This window comes from Devosia sp. Root105 (assembly GCF_001424865.1).
GTDB lineage: Bacteria > Pseudomonadota > Alphaproteobacteria > Rhizobiales > Devosiaceae > Devosia_A.
This window is the reverse complement of record NZ_LMCR01000019.1, coordinates 221,529-243,210: the sequence shown is the minus strand read 5'-3', so window position 1 is coordinate 243,210 and position 21,682 is coordinate 221,529. Positions and strand designations below refer to the sequence as shown.

Sequence of the window (21,682 nt, the reverse complement as noted above, 5' to 3'; positions counted from 1 at the left end):
CCCCATCCTTGCCGCAATAGTGGCGGCCAGAGTCGCGATGACTCAATGTCACACCTTCTTTCGTCGGATAAACTTCCTTATTTATCAAAGCGTTAGCAGTCTGTTCACAGCCTTGACACTGGTAGGGGGCGCCACTATGTTGCCCGCGACTTCGAGGGGCTCCAGTTCCTGTTAAGGCCCGGAGGCGCATGGGAGAGCGGGATGGCAAAGTCACGCAATACCGGGCGCTCGCCGAGTGATGGGAAATCAGGGTCGCTGACCTCGGATCTTGCAGCTCGCATCAAGCGGGCGCAGGCCTCCGAGCAAGCACCGGGCGACGCGGAAATTGCTGCGGCCAACCGGAACATGTCCGGCTGGAACCGGGGCATGCGACTCGGAACGGAATTTATTGCGGCCATCCTGGTCGGCGCGGGTATCGGTTACCTGCTCGATCTGTGGCTGAGGACCGGTCCCTGGCTGATGCTGGTGATGTTGCTGGTCGGCTTTGCGGCGGGCGTGCTCAACGTGGTGCGTTCTGCAGCGGAAATGAACCGGGCGGCGCCGCCGCCCACGGTCGCCATGCGCGCGCCGGACGACGAAGAAGACGAGTGAAGGCTCCAAGCCTAAAGGGAACAGCAGTTGGCCGATCCGAATAAAGTCGACCCGATCCACCAGTTCCAGATCACCGATATCGTCTCCTTCGGTGAAGGCGGCGTTTCCTTCACCAACTCAGCCCTGTTCATGGTGCTGTCGGTTGGTGTCATCGCCCTTTACCTCCTGCTCTCGACGCAGAAGCGCAGCCTGGTGCCGAACCGGGTGCAGCTGGTCTCCGAGATGCTCTACGAGTTCGTCGCCAAAATGGTGTCGGACTCGGCCGGCAAGGCTGGCATGAAGTTCTTCCCCTTCGTGTTCTCGCTGTTCATGTTCGTGCTCGTCGCCAACATGTTCGGCATGATCCCGTTCTTCTTCACCTTCACCAGCCACATCATCATCACCTTCGCGCTGGCGCTCCTGGTGTTCGTGGTGGTCATCGTCTACGGCGTCTACAAGAACGGGCTGAAGTTCTTCAAACTGTTCGTGCCGTCGGGTGTGCCGGGCTATGTGCTCCCCATCGTGGTGCCGATCGAGGTGGTTTCCTTCCTCTCGCGCCCGATCTCGCTCTCGGTTCGTCTCTTCGCCAACATTCTCGCCGGTCACATCACCCTCAAGGTGTTCGCGGGCTTCATCGTGACGCTGGGTGGCCTGGGCTTTCTCGGCTGGCTCGGTGCGCTGCTGCCGCTGATCATGACCGTGGCGATCACGGCGCTCGAATTCCTCGTGGCGGCCCTGCAGGCCTACGTCTTTGCAGTGCTGACCTCGATGTACATCAACGATGCGATCCATCCGTCGCATTGATCTAGGCCGGTTCACAGTGAGGCGACGGCAAGCGTCGCCAATCGGTCGCAAAATGGAGCAGACTACAAATGGAAGCTGAAGCAGCAAAGTTTATCGGCGCGGGTATTGCGGCCGTGGGTATGGCCGGCGCCGCCATCGGCGTGGGCAACATTTTCGGTAGCTTCCTGTCGGGCGCACTGCGCAACCCGGCAGCGGCTCAGGGCCAGTTCGGTAACCTGATTTTCGGTTTCGCCGTGACCGAAGCTCTGGGCATTTTCTCGTTCCTGATCGCGCTCCTGCTGCTGTTCGCAGTCTGATTTCGCGACGGGCTGCGCTAGCGCAGACCGAGTAAGGGCTCCGGGTTTCGATCCGGGGCTTTAACGGCCGCAAAAGGGTTTCGAGATGGCGGGTTCAGCCCAAGACATCATTATCGTGGCGCAGGCCGAAAGTGGCGACGCGCTCCAGCAGGGCGAGGTCGTCGCACCCGCCGAGGAGCATGCCGCCGAAGGTGAGCATGCAGCACCGGCCGACGCCCATGGCGCGACCGACACGCATGCTTCGACCGAGGCGCATTCGGAGGTGTTTCCGCCCTTCGATCCGGCGAGCTTCGGTGGCCAGCTGCTCTGGCTCGCTATCACCTTCGCAGCGCTGTATTTCCTGATGAGCCGCGTGGCCCTGCCCCGCATCGGCTCGATCCTCGAAACGCGCCGGACCCGTATCGAAGGCGACCTGAAGGAAGCCGAGCGGCTCCGCCAGGAGACCGAGAAGGCCGCCGCCGCCTATGAGGCAGCGCTGGCCGAGGCCCGCAAGAACGCCCACGGCATCGCCGAGGAAACCCGCGCCGGGATCAAGGCCGACATCGACGGCCGCCGTGCCGACGTCGAGGCCACGCTGGCAAAGCGCGTCTCGGAAGCCGAGGCCCGCATCCAGGCCGACAAGGACGCGGCGCTCGCCAATGTTGGCGGCATCGCAGCCGAGACCGCCCAGGCGCTGGTCGCCAAGATCTCGGGCACTGTCACCGCGGCTGAAGCCCGCGCCGCGGTCGCCGCGGTTTCGAAGGAGTAAGGCAGCATGTGGGCCTTCGGGTTTGACGCCACCACCGGCGCCACCATCTGGGCAACCATCGCGCTGGTGATCTTCATCGGTATCGTCGTCTATTTCGGCGTGCCCAAGATGATCACCAAGATGCTCGATGAGCGCATCAAGAAGATCGAGACCGACCTCGCCGAAGCCGAGGCGCTGCGCGCCGAAGCGAAGGCCCTGCTCGAGGACTACGCGCGCCGTCGCGAGGAAGCCGAGAAGGAAGCCGAGGACATCGTCACCGCGGCGCGCGAAGAAGCGTTCCGGCTGACCGCCGAGGCCAAGTCGTCGCTGGAGGCCATGGTGGCCCGTCGCGAGAAGGCCGTGGCCGACAAGATCGCCCAGGCGGAAGCCCAGGCCGTCGCCGAAGTCCGCGCCCGCTCGGCCGACCTCGCCGTCGAAGCCGCCCGCTTGCTGCTGGAAAAGCAGGTTGCTGCCAAGGGTGACGTGTTGGTTGACCAGGCCATCAAGGACGTCGCAGCCCGCCTGAACTAAGGTTCGGTTGCAGAGCTGAAGATCGAAATGCCCGCGCCAGCGGGCATTTTCTTTTGGAGCGATGCACTTCCTTCTCCCTTGCGGAGGAGAAGGGAACTCTGGGGCTAGCTCCTTAGCCAAACCTGGGGCGTGGCAAGGGTCTTGCCGGGGGCACTCCGGCTGTCATCCCAGCGAAAGCTGGGACCCATTTGTCAGCTGGCGCGGGCGGCGAGTTGGGTCCCAGCTTTCGCTGGGAATGACATCGAGTTTTTGGAGCACACCGCACTCCTCGCCACCCACCCGCCCGGGAAACAGGGTACGGAGCGTGCCTTTGCACCACCATTGTGCTTAGCCTTCGTAGCTCGCAGCCAGCCACGTGAGTCCTTTCGGGGGGAGCATGCGGATCCTGAGGCGCATCGCGCTGGTGTTGTTGCTGCTTGTCGGGGTGCCGGTCCTGGCGGTGCTGCTGGGCGCGGTGATCCCACATCCTGCAGTGTTCGAGCAGCCGGACGGCACGCCCCTTCCACGACGCATCCTGGTCGTCTCGAACCCTATCCACACCGACATTGCCATCCCGCTGGACGCCCAGAGCCGGGCGGCGTTGCCGTTCCTCGCCGAAACCGAGCTGCCGGTAGATCTGCCGGACGCCCGGTGGCTGCTGATCGGATGGGGTGGCCGGGCCTTCTATCTGGAGACGCCGAGCTTTGCCGACATGAAGCCGGGACCGACGTTCAAGGCGCTGACACTCGATCGCTCAGTGATGCATATCGATGTGCTTGGCGAGGTCGACCAGGCGAACCCGATCGTGACCCCGCTGGACCTGTCGGAGGCCGGCTATGCCCGGATGCTGTCGGAGATTGCCGGCAGCTTCTCGCGCATCGATGGCCAGGTGCAGCCAATCGACGGCTACGCGCTGACCGGCAGCGACCGGTTCTACGAGGCGGAAGGGAGCTTCAACGCCATCTTCGTCGGGTGCAATGCCTGGACGGCGCGGATACTGCGCAGCGCCGGCGTGCGGACTGGCTTGTGGGTGCCGCTGCCGACGACGCTTGCCGGGTCACTGCGGCTGTTCAACCGCCTGCCCGAAACGGCAGCGCCCCAGGGCTCTTAGCTTGTCACGCTTTCGAACCGGAAAAGTCTGCAACCTTTCCTGAAAGCGCTCCGCTTAGCCCTTTGCGACGCCCGGCAGGCGTGGCCAGAAGAAGCCGGTCTTCTGGCGATAGCTGGCATAATCGGCAGCCATCGGGGTGCGGGAGAACTTCTTTTCCTCGCCGAGTGCGGCCAGCACGTAAATCACCGTAATGACCGCCAGCGGAATGACCGACCAGGGCGACCAGGTGGCGATGGCCCAGCCGATCCAGAAAATCAGGTAGGAGGTGTAGAACGGGTGGCGCAGGTAGCGGTAGGGACCGGTCATGACAAGGCCGTGCGGATTCTGCACGTCGAAGGCCATCTTCAGGCGCGCGGCGCGGGATGCCTTGATCGCCGCCCAGAACAGCCATAGCGCCAGGCACTCGATCACCAGGCCGATGGACAATGCCAGCACGGGCTGGGTCTCGATCCAAAGCAGGGTCAGGTAGATCGCCGCAGTTGCGAGGACGACCACAGAGATCACCACCGTGCCCGTTGGCATTTTCGGCGAGTTGAAATGGGCCTTCAGTGACCAGCTGTACTGGGCGATCACCGCAATGCTGACCGCACTGACGAGCAGATCGAGAACAAGGTCCATACGTAATCCCCCTGCGGCGCTACTTGGGCTGCCTGATCACGCTACGTAGGGATCGCCGACGAAACAAGCTGCAGTTGCGCAACGACGGCCTGCGTTTCGATAAAATGCAAGGTTTTCGCTTCGTCGTTGCTTCACCGTGCTGGTTGACCGGGGCGTAGTGAGTGTCTGGCAGAGTCCGGGGCACTCAGCATGACGGCCTCGCAATGACCATCTACCACAGCACGGTGCAGACCCACTCCGCCTCTATCCGCCTCAGCGAAAGCGACGGGCGCGGCGAACCGCTATTGCTGCTGCACGGCTCGGGCGCCTCGCGCAAGGTGTTCGGCAAGCAGTTCGACAGCGAGCTGGCCGACCGGCACCGGCTGATCGCGCTCGACCTGCCGGGGCACGGCGCCTCGGGCGACGCAGAGTCGGGCGCCGACTATGGCGTCGACGGGCTGGCGCGCACGGTGGCCGAGGTGCTGGAGCACAAGGGCATCGAGCACCTGGTGGTGATGGGCTGGTCGCTGGGTGGGCATGTCGGCATCGAGCTGATGGCGCGGCATCCGGGGGTGCGCGGGCTGATGATCGTCGGCGCGCCGCCGATCGGCCGCGGCCCGATCGCCATGCTGCGCGGCTTCCAGACCAACCTCGACCTGCTGCTGGCAGCCAAGGAGCAATTCAGCGAACGCGACGCGCAGCGCTTCTACGAGATGTGCTACCACGGCGCGGGCGACCCGACCTTCCTGCAGTCGATCCGCCGGGCAGATGGGCGCGTTCGCGTGGCGGTATCGAAGAGCCTGCTGCGCGGCGATGTCGCCGACCAGAAGCTGGCGGTCGAGCAATCGAGCGTGCCGGTGGCCGTGGTCAATGGCGCCGCCGAGCCGGTAGCGCGGCTGAGCTATGTGGCGGGGCTGCACTACCGGAACCTCTGGGGCAATGTCTGCCACATCATTCCCGATGCGGGGCATGCACCGTTCTGGGATCAGCCGGCGCAATTCAACGAGCTGCTCGGCGCTTTCGCGGCCGATGTGGTGGCAAAGCCTCTCGCCACCACACCTACGGTCTCCGAGGTTACTCCGCCGCCTGCGGCAGCAGCTCCTGCCGCTCCCACTTCAGCACCGGCGAGCGCGCGGCGCGGGTCTCATCCAGGCGCCGGCGCGGTGCGTTCAGCGGCGCGCTGGTAAAGCGGGCCGCATTGCCGGCCCTGGCGTCATTGGCCAGTTCCAGCATCACATCGCAGAAGCGGTCCAGCGTCTGCTTGCTCTCGGACTCGGTGGGCTCGACCAGCATGGCGCCATGCACGACCAGCGGAAAGTACATGGTCATGGGGTGGAAGCCCTCATCGATCAGCGCCTTGGCGAAATCGAGCGTCGACACGCCCGTGCCCTCGAGGAAGCTGTCATCGAACAGCGCCTCGTGCATGCAAGGCTGCCCTGGGAACGGCACCGAGAAGACCCGCTCGAGCCGCGCCTTGATGTAGTTGGCGTTGAGCACGGCATCCTTGGCCGCCTGGGCCAGACCGTCGCCACCATGGCTCAGCATGTAGGTGAGCGCGCGGACATACATGCCCATCTGGCCGTTGAAGGCGGTGATGCGCCCCAGGTGCTGGCCTTCAGCATGCTCAACCAGGGCCAGCGGGCCCTCACCCTTTTTCACAAACGGTACCGGTGCGAATGGCGCCAGCGCGGCCGAGAGGACCACTGGGCCAGCACCCGGACCACCACCGCCATGTGGAGTGGAGAAGGTCTTGTGCAGGTTGATGTGCATGGCGTCGATGCCGAGATCGCCCGGCCGGACCACGCCCATGATGGCGTTGAAATTGGCGCCATCGCAGTAGAAGTAGGCCCCTGCCTCGTGCACCGCCGCGGCGATCTCGATCACTTCGGGCTCGAACAGCCCGCAGGTATTAGGGTTGGTGAGCATGATCGCAGCGACATCGGGCGACAAGGCTGCCTTCACCGCCTCGACATCGACCGTCCCATCATCGCGAGCCGGCACGGCCCTCACTGAATAGCCGAGGAAGGCGGCGGTGGCGGGGTTGGTGCCGTGGGCGCTCTCGGGGACCAGCACAACCTTGCGGTGCCCCTGCCCCGCGGCTTCCTGTGCCGCCTTGATCGCCATCATGCCGGCCATCTCGCCATGCGCGCCGGCCTTGGGGGTGAGGCAGACGGCCGCGGTATTGGTCAGCGTCATCAGCCAGTGCGCAAGCTCCTCCATCAGGGCGAGGGCGCCCTGCACGGTCGAGACCGGCTGCAGCGGGTGGATGTCGGCGAAGCCGGGCAGCCGCGCCATCTTCTCGTTCAAGCGCGGGTTGTGCTTCATGGTGCACGAGCCGAGCGGGTACATCCCACTGTCGATCGAATAGTTGAGGCGGCTGAGGCGCACATAGTGGCGCAGCGTCTCGGGCTCGGTAAGGCCGGCGAGGTCGATCTCCGACTTCCGCTCGAAGCCACCGAGGAAGCTGCCATCGATCGTCACATCAGGCAGATCGACGCCGGAATGCTCGCGGTCACCGATCTCGAACAGCAGCGGCTCGTTGGGGAGCAGCGAGGACCCCGAGACGGAAGTGAAGTCGGACGTGCCGACGGGCACGGAAGTGCCGATGCCAGTCGGGCGGCCCTGGTTGTTCATGCTCATTGGGCGTCCTCCGAAAGGGCGGCGTGGAGGCACTCGGCCAGCATCGCGATATCGTCGTCGGTGGTGAGCTCGGTGGCGGCCAGAACGATGAGGTTCTCGCAGGCCGGGTTGTCGGGCTCGAGGCGGCTCACGGGTAGACCGGCGAGCACGTCGGCCCTGGCCAGCATCTCGACCACTGGCGCAGCCGGTACGGCCAGGCGGATGGTCATCTCGTTGAAGAAGCTCTTGTTGAGTAATTCGACACCGGGGACGGTGCCGAGCATCTTCGCGAGCTTCACCGCATTGTGGTGGTTGAGGCGGGCCAGCTTCTTCAAGCCAGCCTCGCCGAGCAGCGACATGTGGATGGAGAAGGCGAGCGCACAGAGGCCCGAATTGGTGCAGATGTTGCTCGTCGCCTTCTCGCGGCGGATGTGCTGCTCGCGGGTGGAGAGGGTCAGCACGAAGCCGCGATTGCCGTCGGCGTCGACGGTTTCACCGCAGAGCCGACCCGGCATCTGGCGGATGAACTCCTTCCTGGTGGCCATCAGGCCGACATAGGGGCCGCCGAAGTTGAGGCTGTTGCCGATCGACTGGCCCTCGGCGACGACGATATCGGCGCCAAGGGCGCCCGGAGCTTCGATCAGGCCGAGCGACACGACCTCCGTTACCACGACGATCAGCAAGGCGCCGGCAGCGTGGGCGGCATCAGCCGCGGCGCGCAGGTCGCGCAGGTGGCCGTAGAAATCGGGGGTCTGCACGACGATCGCGGCGGTGTCGCCGTCGATGCGGTTGAGAATGTCGCCCTGCCCTTCCGGCGAGGCCGGCAGGCAGACCAGATCGGGGCCGTCACCGAGATAGGTGCGCACCACGTCGCGATAGTGCGGGTGAAGACCGCCCGAGAGGATGATGCGGTTACGGCGGGTGAGGCGACGCGCCATCAGCACGGCTTCGGCAGTGGCGGTCGAGCCGTCATACATCGAGGCGTTGGCGACCTCCATGCCGGTGAGGTGCGCCACCTGGGTCTGGAACTCGAACAGCATCTGGAGCGTCCCCTGCGAGACCTCCGGCTGGTACGGGGTATAGGCGGTGAGCCACTCCGAGCGCTGGATCAGGTGATCGACGCTTGCCGGTACGTGGTGGCGATAGGCGCCGGCGCCGATGAAGAACGGGCCGTCACCGGCGGCGTGGTTGCCGCTGGCCAGTGCCTTCATCTTGGCTTCGACGAGGAACTCGGGCGAATGGCGCGGCAGGTTCACCGGTTCGCGCAGCAGGGCATGGCGGGGGACGCGAGCGAACAGATCCTCGGCGGTCCGGGCGCCGATCACGGCGAGCATATCGGCCCGCTCGTGCTCGGAATGGGGGAGATAGCGCATCGAAGTCCTCAGGCGGTCAACTGGGCGTAGGCGTCGGCATCCATCAGGCCATCGAGCTCGGACGGGTTGTCGAGCGCCAGCTTGAAGATCCAGCCGTCGGTTTCGGGCGACGAGTTGATGAGCCCCGGTTCCCCCGAGAGCGCGTCATTGACGGCGGTGACGGTGCCGGAGACCGGCGAGTAGATCTCGGATGCCGCCTTCACCGACTCGACCACCGCAGCCTCGTCGCCGGCCTTGAGCTTCTGGCCGACCTTGGGCAGCTCGACATAGACGATGTCGCCCAGTTGCTCCTGCGCATAGGGGGTGATGCCCACGGTGCCGTCGGCAGTGATGTACTCGTGGTCCTTGGTGAACTTGGTCATTTGCTGGCCTTCCGGACATAGCGATGGGGGACGAATGGTGTGGCGACGGCTTCCGCCGCCTGGGTCTTGCCGCGCACCAGCACCTGCAACCTGGTGCCCGGCGCGGCGTGATCGGGCGGCACGAAGCCGATGGCGATGGCGCGGCTGAGAGTGGGGGCAAAGCCGCCCGAAGTGACGACGCCGATCTCGGCGCCGTACTGATCGAGAATCGCTGCGCCCTCGCGGGCTGGCGCACCTTCGACGGTCAGGCCGATGCGGACGCGCTCGAGCACCCCACCGAGTTCGGCGAGAATGCGCTGCGCGCCGGGGAAATCGGCGGCCTCGCGGCGGCGCTTGGAGATGGCGAAGTTGAGCCCGGCCTCGACCGGCGAGATGGTCTCGTCGAGGTCGTGACCATAGAGCGGCAACCCGGCCTCGAGGCGCAGGCTGTCGCGGGCGCCGAGGCCAATCGGCTTCACCCGATTGTCGGCGAGCAGCGTGTCCCAGAAGGCGGCGGCGTGTTCGGGATCGACGAGGATCTCGAAGCCGTCCTCGCCGGTATAGCCGGAGCGCGAGATCACCAGCTTGGTGTCGCGCCAGTCGAACGAGGCGTAGTGCATGAAGCCGAGTTCGGCGGCGGCGGGCACAATGGCATCGATCACCGCGGCGGCTTCCGGCCCCTGCAGCGCGAGCAGCGCGCAGTGGTCGGAGCGGTTGAGCGTCGCCTGCCCCAGTGCGGCGGTGGCGATGCGCTGGAAATCTTCTTCCTTGGTGCCGGCGTTGACGACGATGTAGAGCGCCCCGCCCCAGCCCGCAGCGGCCGGGCGGGCAATCATCAGGTCGTCATAGGTGCCGCCCTCTTCATTGAGCAGCAGCGTGTAGCGGATCTGTCCGGGTTTCAGCCCTTTGATGTCACCGCAGATCAGCGGCTCCACCACTTCAGCGACTGCCGCGTGATCCGCCTCGCTATCGCCCGACTTGTTGTCAAGGACGAGGAAGCTCGGGCCCATATGCGAGACATCGAACAGGCCGGCATGCTCGCGGGTCCATTTGTGCTCGGCGATGATGCCGGCGGGATATTGCACGGGCAGTGAGTAGCCGGAGAACGGCACCATGCGGCCGCCAAGCGACACATGCTTGTGGTTGAGGACTACGGTCTTGAGGTCGTCTGCCGGTTGATCGGCCATTGGAACACCAGGGGCTGGTTGCACAACAACGCGCGAGCGAACGCCCTCGCGTCGGTGCCCCCTCTGTCCGCTAACCTGAGAGATTTCCTGACCGCCTATGGGCCAGTTGCTCCTTCGGTGAGGCGAGATCGCCTGCTTTCCAGAGTTCAGTACGACAGCGGTCCGGGTGCCTGAGAGTTTCCGGGGCGGTTGCTCCTTCGGCGCCGGCTCGAAACCGGACTCTCCCGCTGTTGGGGTTATGCTAAGCCGGGTTTGCACGACGAAGTCAATCGCGGAGTGCCACGGGCCACAGGGCCGACGACCATCGTTGCGGCGCGTGCCTCACCGGCAGAAACGAAGATCCCCGCTTTCGCGGGGATGACATCGAGTTTGGGCTCGTCGGAAGCGGGTGGCTACTTGCCGTCGAAGCCGACCCAGATGACGATCTGCTCGCCGCCGGTATAGGGGATGGCGACGTTCTCGACCACCTTCACGAACTCTTCCGACTGGTTCGGCGGGGTGATGGTGACCGGAATCTCGTAGCGCTCGGAGAACAGGGGCACCTCGTCGCGTTCGACCGCGAAGCGCACCGGCACGTTGACGTTGGTCTGGTTGCCGGCGGGGCCGAGCAGCAGGCGACCGACAATGCCCATCTTCACGGTGATCAGGCCATTGGACACCACGCAGTTGCGCGACTGCTTCTCGATGACGGCCTGGTAGTTCAGCGAACGCGCGTCGCCGACCTTGCCCTTGCCGTAGTAGAACAGCGCCTCACCACCATTGCGCACCTTGATCGGCGGACATTCGGTGGCAATGGCGGGCAGCGCGTTGGTGCTGGCGGTCGCCAGTTCCTGCTGCGTCGGGTTGGCGGTGGCCATCGGCGAGGGGCCGCTCGCGGCGGGCGCGAACATGTTGCCCATCGAGCAGGCCGAAAGAGCGAGCGCCAGGGCGCCCATCGAAACCAGTTTTGCGCCGCGCGTCGCCGCCAACTCAACAAACCCCATGCGACTGCTCCTTACGCACTAACTCGCGACGCTTCGAGCGCCAGCAGAACCGCCGGCGCGCCGCTGACGGTCACTCCTGCCACATCCTGCACAAAGAGGTCCTTAACGATGCCGTCTTCGATGATCATGGCGAAACGCGCGAAGCGCTTGCCCATGCCGGCGATCTGCTTGGACAGCCCCAGCGCATCGGCGAGGTTGCCGTCGCCGTCGGCGATGAACTCGACTTTGCCGATCGCTTCGGAGCGCTCGGCCCAGGCCTTGGTGACGTGGTGATCATTGACGGCGCCGCAGACGACCCGGTCGACGCCGAACGCCCTGAACTTGCCGACATTGGCGACAAAGCCCGGCAGATGCGAGGTGTCGCAGGTCGGGGTGAAAGCGCCCGGAACGGCGAAGAACACCACCCGGCCGGTGCCCAGAACCGCATCGGACGTGGTGTCGACGGTGTCGCCATTACCCACGAGTTTGACCGGGACGGACGGAATCCTGTCCCCGCGCTGGATGGTCATCTGCGTGAAAGCTCCCATGATCGAACGTACACCCTCTGCCCAGGCGCGACGGACCTTAGATCAGTCGCCCGCCGCAGTCGACCCGGCGGACGAAATCCGCCGTTCCACCGAGAACGGACCCATTTCGGTCATGAATGTGAGCCGGACGGGCATGCCCTCCACGCCGCGGCTACTTTCTCCCCCGAGCAGTGGCAGGAGCACTAGTTTTCCATCCGGGCTTTTTTGCGGCGCACCAAAGAGTTGCCCGGCTTCGCCGGTGTCGGCGATCAGCGATTGTGGATCGACCTTGCCGTCGTCGAGCCGCACCGCCAATGCGTCAGCGGCCTGATCAAAACCGACCCAGGAGATGGGGTCGCGCGGGTCGTCCCAGGGCATCGGCGTCAAAGCCAGCGCCTGGGCGATGCGAAGGCCCTGCGCCCGGTCCGGGGCGGCGAAGGCCAGTGGCAGCTGGAAGCTGGCGGTCACCGGCACGCAGATATCGGAGCAGACGCCCATGATCACCCCAAGCTTGATGTCGGCGGCGTTGCCCTCGAGCCTCAGCTCGACCGGCAGCACGGTGGGGCCGCGATAGACGAAATCGACATAGCCGGTCTTGGTTTCGATCAACGGGAACGGCCACAGCACCTGGTGGCCGTTGACACCCGTCGAGGCAGCAAAATCGAACTCGGTGGGAATGCCGGTCTCGCCGGGAACGCGCCAATAGGTGTTGGTGGCCTCGGGCATGTCGATCTCGAGCGCCACCATGGTGGTGCCGTCAGGCTTCAGCACGTCGGACGAGATCAGCCGGACTTTGGCGCCGGGCGCCACTTCCTGCCACGGCGTTTCGGCCGCGACGGCAGGGGTGAAAAGCATGGGGATAAGCAGAAGTGCCGGGATGCGCATGGGTTTCCGGATAGCCGAGCGCACCCCAAATAGAAAGGCGGATCAGGTCTTCGTGAAGCTAGGCAGAGCGCCCGGGCTGAGTCTAAACTAGCCCGATCCGGCTCCGCCGGTACCAGGAGTGTGGGATATGGAGTCGCTCAGGGGCCAGTTTCTCGTCGCCATGCCGGACATGGGCGACGACCGCTTCCGCGAGACCGTGATCTATCTGGTCGGCCACGGCGACGAAGGCGCCATGGGGCTGGTGATCAACCAGAGCCTCGAGGACATGAAGTTTGCCGATATCCTTGAAGAGCTGCAGCTGGGCGAGAAGGACGAGCTGATCCAGCTGCCGGACGCAGTGCGCAACCGCAAGGTGCTGCGCGGCGGCCCGGTGCAGAAGAGCCGCGGCTTCGTGCTGCACTCGTCGGACTATTTCCGCGTCGGCAACTCCTACGAGGTCACCGAAGACATCTGCCTCACCGCGACGCTCGACATCCTCAAGGCGATGGCGTTCAAGAATTCACCGAGCGACGCGCTGTTCGCGCTGGGTTATTGCGGCTGGAGCCCGGGGCAGCTCGAGACCGAGATCCAGGGCAATGGCTGGCTGACCGTGCCGTTCTCGCGCGAGCTGCTGTTCGGGCTGCCGATCGAGAACCGCTACGACGCGGCGCTCGCCAGCCTCGGGATCACGCGCGCGTCGCTGAGTGCGACGGCGGGGCATGGGTGAGGCGCGGAAGCGCCTCCAACTCGATGCTCTTCTCCCCCTTGGCGGGGGAGAATGGAATTTCTTGGGCTTAGCTTCTTGGCTAAGCCTTAGAAATTCCAAGAGAGGGGGTGCGGAGCCACGGTGCTTCACTCACGCCCCCCTCTCTTGCGAAAACTAAGGACTTAGCTGCGCTAAGCCCAAGTTTTCGCTTTCTCCCCCGCCAAGGGGGAGAGGGGTCCGGTGGTTGGGGCGAAACCCGCTACTTCCCGCTGAACTGGCTCTGCAGACGCTTGCCGAGTTCCTGGCCGCTCATCGCGGCGCCGAAGGCGTAGCCCTGGGCGTATTGGCAGTTGAGCTGCTGCAGGCGCTCGATTTCCTCGATGGTCTCGACGCCCTCGGCGATGACGCTGAGATCGAGCTCGGTGGCGAGCGTGATGATGGCGCGGATGATTGGCACCTGGGTGTGGCTCATGCCGGTGTCATCCCCCAGCTGCACGAAGGCGGCCGGGATCTTGATGGTGTCGAACGGGAAGCGGTGCAGATAGCTCAGTGAGCTATGCCCGGTGCCGAAATCGTCGAGCGCCAGGCGCAGGCCGAGGGCCCGCAGCGCGTTCAGCACATAGGCCGAGTGCTCGGGGTTGCTCATCACCTGGCTCTCGGTGATCTCGAGCTTCAGGTGCCGAGCGATCTGCCGGTGGTCGGAGACCAGCGCGCGCATGTCGTTGAGCAATGACTCGGTGGCGAGCTGCGCCGGCGAGAGGTTGACCGAAACGAAGAAATCCTCGGGTAGCGGCAGCGAGGCGGCCCATTCACGGGCCTGGCCGGCGGCCTGTTCGAAGGCGACGCGGCCGAGGCGCTCGATCAGCCCGGTGCGCTCGGCCAGCGGCACGAACTCCTCGGGCGCCACCACGCCGCGCTGCGGGTGGTTCCAGCGCATCAGCGCCTCGCAACCGGCGATGGTGCCCGAATGGATGTCCATGATCGGCTGGAACTGCACCGCCAGCTCGCCGTGGCGGAGGCCGCGATCGAGATCTTCTTCGCCGGCCTTCGAATAGGCGGCGATGGAGCGGGCCGAGGCGCGGAAGGCTTCGATGCGGTCGCCGCCCAGGCGCTTGGCGTAATACATGGCAAGCTCGGCATCGCGCAGCACGTCGGGCGCGGCAACCGGGTTGCCGTCATAGATGGTGACGCCGATCGAGGCGGTGAGACTCAGGTCGCGCTCGCCGAAGTTGAACGGCGATTTCAGCGCCTTGCGGATCTGCTCGGCGGTTTCGGCGATCTTGCCGGCGGCCTGCTCGGAAGCGAGGATGACGCCGAACTGGTCGCCGCCGAGGCGGGCGACGGTATCGAGCGGCCGCATGACGCGGGCGACGCGACGGGAAATCGCCAGGAGCACGGAATCGGCGGCGGAGTGCCCTACCCGCTCCTCGAGCTCGGTGAAGCGGTCGATGTCGATGAGGAACACAGCCGGCTTGGTGCCGTTGGGCAGGCGGGCGCGCACCAAAGCGCGCTCCAGCCGGTCGAGGAACAGCTGCTTGTTGGGCAGGCCCGTGAGGCTGTCATGCACGGCGTCGTGCAGCAGGCGCTCGCGGCTGGCGCGGTCCTCGTTGACGTCCTGCAGGGTGCCGACGATGCGGTTGACCTGGCCGTCGCCGCCCAGCACCGGCTTCACCCGCATGCGGAAGGTGCGGAAGCTGCCGTCATGGGCAGTGAGGCGGACATCGGCCGAAACCTTGCCGCGGCGCAGTTCGACCAGCGTGTCAAAGGCGGTGCGGAAGCGATCGCGATCTTCGGGGTGGACGCGGTCGAGCCAGCGCTTGATCGAGCCGCGCAGCGCACCGCGGCGCTCGCCGAGACGGGTGCCGAGCTCATCGGAGACGGCGACGCGGTCGCGCTCGATGTTCCAGTCATAGACGAAATCGCCCGAGCCGGTGAGCGCCAGGGCGCGGCGCTCGACTTCGGAGAGGGTGCCGATCGACACCTGTCCTTCCGAGAAGGCGTGCTGCACCGAGGTGAAGCCCAGCAGCATGACGATGAGCACGAGGCCGCCGGCGACGGCGGGCTGCGCCACGTCGTTCGAGACCTGGCCGGTGACCACCAGCCAGGCGTAGAACAGCCAGGCGATGTAGATGATCCAGGTCGGCACCAGCAGCACGGCGCGGTCGTAACCGCGCAACGCCAGGAGCAGGATCAGGAAGAAGCCGGTGATACCGAGCAGCGCCAGCACCAGCCGCGCCACCGTCGCGGCGATCGAGGGCTGGAAGAAGGCGAAGCCGAACAAGGCGAGGAACACCACGACCAGCGCCAGCGCCAGATGGATGAAGCGCAGGTGCCAGCGATGGAGGTTCAGGTAGATGAACAGGAAGCCGAACAAGGTCGTGGCGATGCCGGCCTCGGCGGCGGCGCGGAACGGCTGCATCGCGCCATTGGAAATCCCGAGCAATGGCCCGAGCACGCCGAAATCGACCAGCAGGTAGGTCAGCACGGCCCAGGAGAAGGCTGCGGTGGCCGGGAAGATACCGCGCCCCTTCACCACGAACATGATGGTGAGGAACACCGCGGCAAGCGCCGCAACGCCGAGCACCACGCCGCGAAACAGGGTGAACGAGTTCACGTAGTCGCGGTAGGCGTCGGGCTTCCAGAGGTAGAGTTCGGGCAGCGCGCCGCTCGACAGTTCCGCGACGAAAGTGACAGTGGCGCCGGGATCGATCACCACTTCGAACACGTCGGCTTCGCGGTCGGTGAGGCGTGTGGGGCGCAGACCGGCGCTCGGGGTCAGCACCTTGATGCGCTCGGCGCCGAGATCGGGCCGGAACACCCCGGAGCCCGGCAGGCGGAAATAAGGCGCAACCAGCAGGCGTTCGAGCTGCACGTCGGAATCGTTGCGCAGCGCAAACAGCGCCCAGTTGGGGTTGCTGCCGCCGACGGAGGCCAGCACCTCGATGCGGCGGATGATGCCATCTTCACCGGCGGCGGTGGACAGCTGCACCTTGCCGGCGTCGCCGGGAACGATATCGACCACGCCAGTGAGATTCACCGCGTTGACGTTCTCGGGGGCGGTGATGACGTCGAAGGCGGCAGCGGGAAGGGTCCCGACCAGCGCAAACGCAATACACATCGCGAGGTAGAGGATGTGACGCATTAGCTGAAAAATGGCCCTGCCGCAGTCATGGTTGGGGAACCTAGGTAACGGGGTTTCCCCCTTGGGACAAGCATTCACCGGCGGCCGTGCCTAACGGCTGCGTCGTAGCGCTCTCGGGTAAGGCCGAACAGCACGTGGTCTGCCCACCTGCCGTCGATCTGGAGGTAGTGTTCGGCGTAGCCCTCTTCGGTGAATCCGTTTTTTTCAAGGACGCGGCGGCTGGCCTGGTTGTCGGGCAGGAAAGCCGCGTGAATCCTGTGCAAACCCAGGGTTTCGAAGCAGTAGGGGATCACGAGGCTAACCGCCTCGGTCATGTAGCCCTTGCCGGCGAAGCTGTGCCCCATCCAGTAGCCGAGGTTGACGAACTGCGCGGCACGGCGCCGCACGTTGGAGAGGGTGATGCCGCCCACCAGCTCCTCGTCGCTGCGGGTGAAGATGAAGAAGGCGTAGTCGGTGCCCGCCTTGGCCTCCTCACGGCCGCGCCTCAGGCGCGCGGCATAGACCCGTTGGCCGAGGTCCGAGTCGGTCCAGCGCGGCTCGTAGGGCCGAAGGAAATCGCGGCTGGCGCGGCGCAGGTCGCGCCAGGCGGTGTAGTCGGTCGGGCGGGGCGCGCGCAGGATCACGCGCTGGCCCGTCAGCACCGGGGTATCGTCGCGCGCAAACCAGGTGAGCATCATGATGACGCCGCCAAGCCCTCAGTTCTTCAGCTGTGCCGCGATGTCGCGATAGTCGGGGAGCTTGGCGACCGGGCCGATACCCGCCAGCGACACCTTGCCAGCTTCGAAGATCTGCCGGGCAATCTGCTTCACCCGATCGGCAGTGATGCGGTTAATGCGATCGACCGTCTCCTGCAGCGGAATGGTGCGGCCCCACAGGATCTGCTGGCGCGCCAGCTGCCCGGCGCGTGACGACGGGCTCTCGAGCGACATCAAGAGACCAGCGCGGATCTGGTTGCGGACCCGGATCACCTCTTCGTCGGAGATGGTCTCGGTGGCCTTGCGCAGCTCGTCGAGGACGACCGGCAGCAACTCGGCCACCTCATCCTCGCCGGTGGAAGCGGCAACGCCGAAGATGCCGCTATCGGCAAAGGCCCAGTGGAAAGCATAGACCGAGTAGCAGAGACCGCGCTTCTCGCGCACTTCCTGGAACAGCCGCGAGCTCATGCCGCCGCCGAGGATCGAAGCGAGGATCTGCACGGCATAAAAGCCGTCCGAATTGTAGGCGCGCCCTTCCATGCCGAGCACGATATGGGCCTGCTCGTGGTCAGAAACCAGCCGCTGCTCGCCGCCGACATAGGCCGCCTTGTCCGGCGGCGGGGCGCCGGTGGGCTTCAGGTCGTGGAAACGGTTATTGGCGATATCGACCAACGCGTCGTGATCGACATTGCCGGCGGCGCACAGCACCATGTGGTCGCCCACATAGTTGCGCTCCATATAGGCGCGGATGGAATCGGGACCGAAGCTGTTCACCGACTCGACGGTACCGAGGATGGTGCGGCCGATCGCCTGATCGGGAAAGGCGGCCTGCTGGAACAGGTCGAACACATGATCGTCGGGATTGTCGCGCGCCGCGCCGATCTCCTGGACGATCACCTGCTGCTCACGATCGAGTTCATGCTGCTCGAACTGCGAGTTCTGCAGGATGTCGGAGAGAATGTCGGCGGAGAGCGCGACATCTTCCTTCAGCACGCGGGCAAAGTAGCCGGTGTGCTCCACCGAGGTCGCGGCATTGAGATCGCCGCCGACATTCTCGATGGTGGAGGCGATCTCCAGCGCATCGCGGGTCTTGGTGCCCTTGAACGCCATGTGCTCGAGCATGTGCGAGATGCCATGCTCGGCTTCGGTTTCGCTGCGTGACCCGGCCTTGACCCAGATGCCAAGGGACGCGCTTTCGAGGTGCGGCATGTCGTCGGTGAGAACGGTCATGCCGTTGTGAAGCGTCGTACTCCGAACCGTCACTTATGCTCCTCCGGCACGGGTGCGTGCCGCAATGAACTGCTCAACCTCGGACTGATCGTTGTTCAGTACCGTGTAGCGTTCTTCTCGTTCATAAAGATCAGACAACCACGCCGGCAAAGCGGGTTCAATGCCCGCCGCAGCCTTGACCGCGGCCGGGAACTTCGCCGGGTGCGCGGTGGCAAGGGTGACCACCGGGGCGGTGCCGCCCACGAGGGTGCGGGCAACGGCGACGCCGACAGCGGTGTGGGGGTCGAGCAGGTAGCCCGAGCCGGTCTCAACCGCCTTGATGGTGGCCGCTGTGGCGGCCTCATCGGTGCGCCCGGCGACGAACTGCCGGCGGATGGCCGCCATGCCCGTGTCGGGAATGGAGAAGCCGCCAGATTGCTTCAGGCCGCTCATCATCGACTTGACCGCATCAGCGTCGCGATCGACGGCCTCGAACAGCAGCCGCTCGAAGTTCGAGCTGACCTGGATGTCCATCGACGGGCTGATGGTAGGGGTGACGCCGGTGACCTCGTAGCGCCCGGTCTCGATGGCGCGGGCGAGAATGTCGTTGGAGTTGGTCGCGATGGCCAGCGTCCTGATCGGCAGCCCCATGCGCGCCGCGCAGTAGCCGGCGAAGATGTCGCCGAAATTGCCGGTGGGGACGGTGAAGATCACTTCCCGCTCAGGTGCGCCGAGCGAGGCGGCGGCGGTGAAGTAGTAGACGATCTGCGCGACGATGCGGCCCCAGTTGATCGAGTTGACGCCGCTCAGGTGCGTCGTCTCGCGGAAGCTGCGATTGTTGAACAGACCCTTCACGATGTCCTGGCAGTCATCGAACGTGCCGCGCAGTGCGATGTTGTAGACGTTGGCGTCGAGCACCGTGGTCATCTGCCGGCGCTGTACCTCGGACGTGCGCCCCTCCGGATGGAGGATGAAGATGTCGGTGGCCTCGCGGCCACGGAAGGCTTCGATGGCGGCCGAACCGGTATCGCCCGAGGTCGCGCCGACAATGGTGGCGCGACTGCCGCGACGGGCGAGGATGTGATCCATCACCCGCCCCAGGAACTGCATGGCGACATCCTTGAACGCCAGCGTCGGGCCGTGGAACAGCTCGAGCACGAAGTGGCCGGGCTCGAGCTCAACCAATGGGGCGACCGAGGGGTGCCGGAAGGTGGCGTAGGCCCCGTCGATGATCTGCTTCAGCTCGGCATCAGGGATTTCGCCATCGACGAAGCGGCGGATGATGTCGAAGGCGACCTCGGCATAGGGCCGATTGGCGTAGGCCGCGATCTCGCTGGGGGTGATCTGCGGCCAGTGCTCTGGGACATAAAGGCCGCCGTCACTTGCGAGACCCGCGAGGACTGCATCGGAGAAGCCGGGCACGACCGCCCCGCCGCGCGTAGAAACGAACTGCATGTAGGGAAAGCGCCCCGCCTTGTTCTCACACGTGCCTGCTGCGCACGCGGTTTGGGATTGCGGGGCACCCTAGTGAAACTGCGGCTGCGCCGCAAGTTTCATGGCTTGGGTGGCAGCTTGGCTGGCCTGGGCGCCCGCTGGCGCCGGGCCCAGAAGAACAGCAGGAACGGCACCAGCGTCGCAAAACCGAACCAGGTGATGGCGTAGCCGAGGTGGTTGTTGGGGAAGCTGACGACGGTCTCGCCGCCCTGCGGCAGGGTGCCATCGCCCAGCGCCGGCAGATCAATGTAGATCGGCGCAACCGGCTGCGAAACCGGGCCGGCAAGCGACGCCAGGCGCTCGGTGTTGCGGACCCATTCGATGCGCTTGGCGGTATCGGGCGCCGGGGTGAAGCTGTTGATCTCTTCGCTGGCGCGGGCAACACCCTCGAGGCTGACCAGACCCGGCGCGACGGTCCCCCCGGTGGCGAAGGCCTCGGCGGACTCCTCAGGGACGAAGCCACGGTTGACGAAGACAGTGCCGCCGGCTGCGAGTTCGAGCGGGGTCATCACCCAGTAGCCGGGACCGGAGTATTTGCCGCGCTGGTCGGCGAGGCTGGTGAAGACCAGCACTGTCTGCTCGGGCCGGAAGGTGCCGGCGGCGGTAACAGGGCGGTAGTTCCAGGCGTCAGCATCGAAGGCGCCCCATTCGCCGACCGGCGGCAACGGTTCAGGCGCAAGGGTCATGCGCGAGGCGACATTGGCGATCAGGCGCTCCTTCTCGCCGAGCCGCTCGACCTGCCAGATACCGAGCGTCACGAAGAGCCCCATCAGCACCAGCATGAAGCCGATAAAGGCCCAGAACGACCAGCGCCTGACGGGGCGGATATCGTCAGCCATCGAGGCGGCCTTCCCCGGCGCGATTGTGGTACTGCAGCGCCACCATGGTGGCTTTCAGCGGCCGGAGTAGCAGCAGCGACAGGATGACGGTGCTGGGCAGCCAGAGCAGCAGGTGGACGAACGGCGGCGGATGGAACAGCCCCTCGACCGTCGCAGCGGCGCCAACGATGACGAAGCCGACGATCAGGATGATGAACACCGCCGGCCCTTCGGTGGCGGCGGCAAAGCTCAGGTCCTCGCCGCAGCTTTCGCAGCGCGACACCGGCTTCAGGAAGCCGGAGAACAAGGGCCCTTCCCCACAGCGCGGGCAACGGCAGGCGAGGCCGGTGGCGAAGGGAGACGGCAGACGTTCGGGGGTCGGCTCGGTCATGATCAGTACAGCGTAACCTTGAGGCGCTCGGGCAGCGCGCGATCATAGGCCTCGCCGTCGATGCGAGCCTCGCTGGTCGCGGCAAGCATCTGGCCGGGGCTCGGCAGGGCGGATCGTTCGATCTGGCGCGCGGGATTCCACAGCTCGGAGCGCACCAGGGCGCGCGAGCACTGGAAGAACACCGTGTCGATGTGGATGACGAGGACGGTGCGCGGCTCCTTGCCGGCGATGGCCAGGCGCTGCATCAGTTCGGGGGCGACGGAGATCTCGGCGGTGCCATTGACGCGCAGCGTCTCGCCGACGCCGGGGACGAGGAACAGCAGCGCGACACGCGGATCGGCGATCACGTTGCGGAGGCTATCGACGCGGTTATTGCCGCGCCGGTCGGCGAGCAGCAGCGTCTTGTCATCGAGAATCTCGACGAAGCCGGGCGGGTCGCCGCGCGGCGAGGCGTCGAGGCCGCCTGGGCCTGAGGTCGCGAGGATGGCAAAGGGCGACGCCTTGATCAGCGCGGCATAATGCGGGTGGAGATACGGCATCTCCTTGAGTGAGGCGCCGAGGCTGACTTCGCCATAGAGCGCCTCGAGGCTCGCGACATCGCGGATGATGTGATCAGTCATCTCTATCCCCGGAACAACAAAGGGCGCAGCTATGCCGCGCCCCTCGGGAAGTTTGTTGGTCGCCCTCGCCCTTGGAGCCGAATTGCGTTTCGTTGAACCGCACTCCAGCTCCAACTCTT

At 65.5% G+C, this 21,682-nt stretch carries 23 protein-coding genes and 1 riboswitch; of the genes, 8 read left to right on the top strand and 15 right to left on the bottom strand.

Translation table 11 applies throughout. The features are described from left to right. Positions 1-201: 201 nt before the first annotated feature. From ASC68_RS23650 to ASC68_RS23625, 6 genes are all read left to right on the top strand, one after another. Positions 202-591, top strand: coding sequence for an AtpZ/AtpI family protein (locus ASC68_RS23650; RefSeq protein ID WP_055885030.1), 390 nt, complete (start codon positions 202-204; stop codon positions 589-591). A 27-nt stretch (positions 592-618) separates the two neighbouring features. After that, a complete protein-coding gene (locus ASC68_RS23645) occupies positions 619-1,374 on the top strand; it encodes a F0F1 ATP synthase subunit A (RefSeq protein ID WP_055885026.1) in 756 nt (251 codons plus the stop codon). A gap of 68 nt (positions 1,375-1,442) precedes the next feature. After that, on the top strand, positions 1,443-1,670 hold the full coding sequence (locus ASC68_RS23640) for a F0F1 ATP synthase subunit C (RefSeq protein ID WP_055885023.1): 228 nt from the start codon (positions 1,443-1,445) through the stop codon (positions 1,668-1,670). Positions 1,671-1,755: 85 nt separating this feature from the next. Beyond that, positions 1,756-2,418, top strand: coding sequence for a F0F1 ATP synthase subunit B (locus tag ASC68_RS23635; protein ID WP_082528427.1), 663 nt, complete (start codon positions 1,756-1,758; stop codon positions 2,416-2,418). A gap of 6 nt (positions 2,419-2,424) precedes the next feature. Next, the gene (locus ASC68_RS23630) at positions 2,425-2,928 is read left to right on the top strand and encodes an ATP F0F1 synthase subunit B (RefSeq protein WP_055885020.1); all 504 of its coding nucleotides are present in this window, start codon (positions 2,425-2,427) and stop codon (positions 2,926-2,928) included. 376 nt (positions 2,929-3,304) lie between these two features. Beyond that, a complete protein-coding gene (locus ASC68_RS23625) occupies positions 3,305-4,018 on the top strand; it encodes a TIGR02117 family protein (RefSeq protein ID WP_082528426.1) in 714 nt (237 codons plus the stop codon). A 54-nt stretch (positions 4,019-4,072) separates the two neighbouring features. Here ASC68_RS23625 and ASC68_RS23620 read toward each other — a convergent pair whose 3' ends face one another. After that, positions 4,073-4,636 (bottom strand): isoprenylcysteine carboxylmethyltransferase family protein, encoded by a 564-nt coding sequence (locus ASC68_RS23620; RefSeq protein WP_055885018.1) that lies wholly within the window; start codon positions 4,634-4,636, stop codon positions 4,073-4,075. 203 nt (positions 4,637-4,839) lie between these two features. On the opposite strand from ASC68_RS23620, the gene ASC68_RS23615 reads away from it, so the two are divergent. Further along, complete coding sequence (locus tag ASC68_RS23615) at positions 4,840-5,802, top strand: alpha/beta hydrolase (RefSeq protein ID WP_082528425.1); 963 nt, start codon at positions 4,840-4,842, stop codon at positions 5,800-5,802. On the opposite strand, the gene gcvPB is transcribed toward ASC68_RS23615, so the two are convergent. The 7 genes from gcvPB to ASC68_RS23580 all read right to left on the bottom strand — a co-directional run bounded on the left by gcvPB (position 5,690) and on the right by ASC68_RS23580 (position 12,479). After that, positions 5,690-7,255 carry an aminomethyl-transferring glycine dehydrogenase subunit GcvPB gene (gene gcvPB, locus ASC68_RS23610; RefSeq protein WP_055885015.1) on the bottom strand — a complete coding sequence of 522 codons (1,566 nt, stop codon included), beginning with the start codon at positions 7,253-7,255 and terminating at the stop codon, positions 5,690-5,692. The two genes, ASC68_RS23615 and gcvPB, sit on opposite strands and share 113 nt — an antisense overlap. Next, complete coding sequence (gene gcvPA / locus ASC68_RS23605) at positions 7,252-8,607, bottom strand: aminomethyl-transferring glycine dehydrogenase subunit GcvPA (RefSeq protein ID WP_055885013.1); 1,356 nt, start codon at positions 8,605-8,607, stop codon at positions 7,252-7,254. The genes gcvPB and gcvPA overlap by 4 nt, the downstream gene beginning before the upstream one ends. A gap of 8 nt (positions 8,608-8,615) precedes the next feature. Next, on the bottom strand, positions 8,616-8,969 hold the full coding sequence (gcvH, locus tag ASC68_RS23600) for a glycine cleavage system protein GcvH (protein WP_055885010.1): 354 nt from the start codon (positions 8,967-8,969) through the stop codon (positions 8,616-8,618). Then, positions 8,966-10,135: a glycine cleavage system aminomethyltransferase GcvT gene (gene gcvT, locus ASC68_RS23595; protein ID WP_055885005.1), complete on the bottom strand. Its 1,170-nt coding sequence runs from the start codon at positions 10,133-10,135 to the stop codon at positions 8,966-8,968. The genes gcvH and gcvT overlap by 4 nt, the downstream gene beginning before the upstream one ends. A 148-nt stretch (positions 10,136-10,283) precedes the next feature. Continuing rightward, a riboswitch (glycine riboswitch) is annotated at positions 10,284-10,372 on the bottom strand. Between the two features lie 155 nt (positions 10,373-10,527). Then, positions 10,528-11,118 (bottom strand): hypothetical protein, encoded by a 591-nt coding sequence (locus tag ASC68_RS23590; RefSeq protein ID WP_055885003.1) that lies wholly within the window; start codon positions 11,116-11,118, stop codon positions 10,528-10,530. An 11-nt stretch (positions 11,119-11,129) separates the two neighbouring features. Continuing rightward, positions 11,130-11,627, bottom strand: a complete 498-nt coding sequence (locus ASC68_RS23585; protein ID WP_055885000.1) for a peroxiredoxin — start codon at positions 11,625-11,627, stop codon at positions 11,130-11,132. 60 nt (positions 11,628-11,687) lie between these two features. Continuing rightward, the gene (locus tag ASC68_RS23580; RefSeq protein WP_197421387.1) at positions 11,688-12,479 is read right to left on the bottom strand and encodes a protein-disulfide reductase DsbD domain-containing protein; all 792 of its coding nucleotides are present in this window, start codon (positions 12,477-12,479) and stop codon (positions 11,688-11,690) included. 157 nt (positions 12,480-12,636) lie between these two features. Here ASC68_RS23580 and ASC68_RS23575 point away from each other — a divergent pair, with 157 nt between their 5' ends. Then, positions 12,637-13,215, top strand: coding sequence for a YqgE/AlgH family protein (locus ASC68_RS23575; RefSeq protein WP_055884994.1), 579 nt, complete (start codon positions 12,637-12,639; stop codon positions 13,213-13,215). Positions 13,216-13,453: 238 nt separating this feature from the next. Here the strand turns inward: ASC68_RS23575 and ASC68_RS23570 are convergent, their stop codons facing one another. The 7 genes from ASC68_RS23570 to ASC68_RS23540 form a co-directional block, all read right to left on the bottom strand. After that, on the bottom strand, positions 13,454-16,336 hold the full coding sequence (locus ASC68_RS23570) for an EAL domain-containing protein (protein ID WP_055884989.1): 2,883 nt from the start codon (positions 16,334-16,336) through the stop codon (positions 13,454-13,456). Between the two features lie 74 nt (positions 16,337-16,410). After that, positions 16,411-17,013, bottom strand: a complete 603-nt coding sequence (locus tag ASC68_RS23565) for a GNAT family protein (RefSeq protein ID WP_055884987.1) — start codon at positions 17,011-17,013, stop codon at positions 16,411-16,413. A gap of 18 nt (positions 17,014-17,031) precedes the next feature. Further along, positions 17,032-18,294: a pitrilysin family protein gene (locus tag ASC68_RS23560; protein WP_156384556.1), complete on the bottom strand. Its 1,263-nt coding sequence runs from the start codon at positions 18,292-18,294 to the stop codon at positions 17,032-17,034. Further along, entirely contained in the window at positions 18,295-19,695 is a 1,401-nt protein-coding gene (thrC, locus tag ASC68_RS23555) for a threonine synthase (protein ID WP_055884981.1), read from the bottom strand. It abuts the gene before it with no gap. Positions 19,696-19,793: 98 nt separating this feature from the next. Further along, positions 19,794-20,573: an SURF1 family protein gene (locus ASC68_RS23550; RefSeq protein ID WP_055884977.1), complete on the bottom strand. Its 780-nt coding sequence runs from the start codon at positions 20,571-20,573 to the stop codon at positions 19,794-19,796. Then, complete coding sequence (locus ASC68_RS23545) at positions 20,566-20,859, bottom strand: DUF983 domain-containing protein (protein WP_320410461.1); 294 nt, start codon at positions 20,857-20,859, stop codon at positions 20,566-20,568. The genes ASC68_RS23550 and ASC68_RS23545 overlap by 8 nt, the downstream gene beginning before the upstream one ends. A gap of 86 nt (positions 20,860-20,945) precedes the next feature. Further along, positions 20,946-21,563, bottom strand: coding sequence for a pyridoxamine 5'-phosphate oxidase family protein (locus tag ASC68_RS23540; RefSeq protein ID WP_055884973.1), 618 nt, complete (start codon positions 21,561-21,563; stop codon positions 20,946-20,948). Positions 21,564-21,682 lie beyond the last annotated feature (119 nt).